This is a genomic window from Streptomyces sp. NPDC029216 (assembly GCF_040648015.1).
Lineage (GTDB): Bacteria > Actinomycetota > Actinomycetes > Streptomycetales > Streptomycetaceae > Streptomyces.
On the sequence record NZ_JBEZWL010000287.1, the window covers coordinates 1 to 3,020 of the forward strand.

At 76.4% G+C, this 3,020-nt stretch carries 1 protein-coding gene; it reads left to right on the plus strand.

Annotated elements, in window-relative coordinates:
- Positions 1 to 5: 5 nt before the first annotated feature.
- A complete protein-coding gene (gene cobT, locus AB0F18_RS38990; protein WP_362070230.1) occupies positions 6 to 2,774 on the plus strand; it encodes a nicotinate-nucleotide--dimethylbenzimidazole phosphoribosyltransferase in 2,769 nt (922 codons plus the stop codon).
- Positions 2,775 to 3,020: the final 246 nt, after the last annotated feature.

Below are 3,020 nucleotides of genomic sequence, written 5' to 3' on the forward strand. Positions count from 1 at the left end.
CCGGGATGCCGGTGGCGCCGGAGCCGGCGCCGGGTCAGCCCGGCGTGCCCGCCGCCGGTCCCGAGTACCTGGACGGCCCGGGCCCGGAGGGCTCCGTGGCCCCGGCCGGCCCGGGTGCCCCCGTGGCCCCGGTCGCCCCGCAGCTGGGCGAGATCCCGCCGCAGGCCGGAGCGCCGTGGACGGCGGAGCCGGCGGGTGCGGGCGCCGAGCAGGTGGCACAGGCCGCGGCACAGCCCGTGGCACAGCCTGTGGCGGTCGAGGGGCAGGCTGTGGTTGAGGGCCTGCCCGTGGTTGAGGGGCAGCCGGTGGCCGAGGGCCTGGTTGTGGCCGAGGGGCAGCCGGTGGTTGAAGGTCAGCCTGTGGCTGAGGGTCAGCTTGCGGTCGAGGGGCAGCCGGTCGCCGGCCAGCCTGTGGCCGAGGGCCAGCCGGTGGCTGGGGGCCAGCACGTAGTCGAGGGGCAGCCGGTCGCCGGCCAGCCTGCGGCCGAGGTCCAGCCGGTCGACGGCCAGCCTGTGGCCGAGGGCCAGCCCGTTGGCGAGGGGCAGCCCGTGGCCGAGGGCCAGGGCGTGGTCGAGACCGCCGAGGCGCAGCAGGGCGTTCCGGCTCCGGAGGCCGTCGCGGCTCCGGAGACTGCTGTGGCGGCCGAGACGGCTGTGGCTCCCGAGGCCGCCGCCGCACCCGAGGGCGTTCCGGCCCCCGAGGCCGTCGTCGTTGCCGAGGGCGCCCCCGCGCAGGCCGAGGCCCCCGCCACCGCGGAGACCCCGGCCGAGCCCGTCGCAGCCGAGGCCCCCGCCGGGACCCCGGCCGAGGCGCCCGCCGAGGGTGCCCCCGCGGAAACGGTGGTGCAGGCCCCCGAGGCCCCCGCCGAGCCCGCCGCGCAGACCGACGTACCGGCCGAGCAGGCCCCGGAGTCCGCCGAGGCGCAGCCCGCCACGGACGCCGAGCCCGTCGCCGCCGCGGCCGAGCCCGCCACCGGCGAGCCCGCCCCGGCCGAGGGCGAAGCCGCCGCCGAGGCCCCCGCCGAGCCGCAGCCCTCCGTCGGCGAGCCGGCCCCCGGCTACGCCGACGCCGAGCGCGAGGCCGTCCTGCGCGTCATGCGCGAGCGCCGCGACATCCGCAACGGCTTCCGCACCGACCCGATCCCGCACGAGGTGCTGCTGCGCGTCCTGGAGGCCGCCCACCACGCCCCGAGCGTCGGCCACTCCCAGCCCTGGGACTTCGTCGTCATCCGCTCGGCGGAGACCCGCCGCACGATGCACGAGCTCGCCCAGCGCCAGCGCGAGGCCTACGCCAAGTCGCTGCCCAAGGGCCGGGCGAAGCAGTTCAAGGAACTGAAGATCGAGGCCATCCTCGACACCCCGGTGAACATCGTCGTCACCGCCGACCCCACCCGCGGCGGCCGCCACACCCTCGGCCGGCACACCCAGCCGCAGATGGCCCCGTACTCCTCCGCCCTCGCGGTCGAGAACCTCTGGCTCGCCGCGCGCGCCGAGGGCCTCGGCGTGGGCTGGGTCAGCTTCTTCGACGAGCGCGAGATGGTCCGCACGCTGGGGCTCCCGGAGCACCTGGAGGTCGTCGCCTACCTGTGCGTCGGCTACGTGGACGAGTTCCCCGAGGAGCCGGAGCTGATGCAGGCGGGCTGGGCCCAGCGCCGTCCGCTGGCCTGGGTCGTGCACGAGGAGACGTACGGGCGCCGCGCGCTGCCCGGCGAGGCCCCGCACGACCTGCTCTCCGACACCGTCGCCAGCATCCGCCCGCTCGACGCGAAGGCGCTCGGCGAGGCCTGGGAGCGGCAGAAGCGCATGACGAAGCCGGCGGGCGCGCTCGGCATGCTGGAGATCATCTCCGCGCAGCTGGCGGGCCTTTCGCGGGTCTGCCCGCCGCCGATCCCGGAGCCGGCCGCCGTCGCCATCTTCGCCGGCGACCACGGCGTCCACGCCCAGGGCGTCACCCCCTGGCCCCAGGAGGTCACCACGCAGATGGTGGCCAACTTCCTGGGCGGCGGGGCCGTGTGCAACGCCTTCGCCAACCAGGTCGGCGCCGAAGTGTGCGTCGTCGACGTGGGTGTGAAGGGCGACCTGCCCGCCACCCCGGGCCTGCTGCCCCGCAAGGTCCGCCCGGGCACCGACGACCTCTCCGTGGGCCCCGCGATGACCCGCGAGGACGCGATCGCGGCCATCGAGGTCGGCATCGAGACCGCGCGCGACCTCGTGGCGGCGGGCAACAAGGCGCTGCTGACGGGCGAGATGGGCATCGCCAACACGACTGTCTCCGCCGCCCTGATCTCGGTCTTCACGGGTGTGGACCCGTCGGAGGTCACCGGTCGCGGTACCGGCATCAACGACGAGACGCACGCGCGCAAGGTCGACGTGGTCCGGCGCGCCCTGGAGCTCCACCAGCCCGACCCGAACGACCCCATCGGCGTCCTCGCGGCCATCGGCGGCCTGGAGCACGCGGCGATCGTCGGCCTGATCCTCGGCGGCGCCTCCCTGCGCACGCCGGTCATCCTGGACGGCGTGAGCGCGGGCGCGGCCGCCCTGGTGGCCCGCGCCATCGCCCCCGAATCCCTGTCGGCCTGCATCGCGGGCCACCGCAGCGCGGAACCGGGCCACGTGGCCGCCCTGAACAAGCTCGGCCTGCGCCCCCTGGTCGACCTGGACCTCCGCCTCGGCGAAGGCACGGGCGCCCTCCTGGCCCTCCCCCTGGTCCAGAGCGCGGCCCGCGCGATGCACGAGGTGGCCACGTTCGACTCGGCGGGCGTGACGGAGAAGTAGGCAGGCAGGCACGCACGCACCACTCGGGGCCGGACACCATGAGGGTGTCCGGCCCTGTCGTCTCTGCGAGTGCATCCTGTCGGGCGGCGCCGGACGGCGGGGCGGGGCCGGGGGTGGTCGGGGTCCCGGTGGGGCGGTCTCAGAGATGCCTTGGGGGTTTCCCGTCAGTCCCACTGTCCTTCCGGTTCGGGCCGGCCTGTCAAGGGCGCTCCCTTCGGTCGCGTCGCTTCGCGATGGCCTTCGGCC

Excerpts from the sequence above, each read along its gene's own strand:
- cobT (WP_362070230.1), top strand. The coding sequence starts at position 6 with ATGCCGGTGGCGCCGGAGCCGGCGCCGGGTCAGCCCGGCGTGCCCGCC.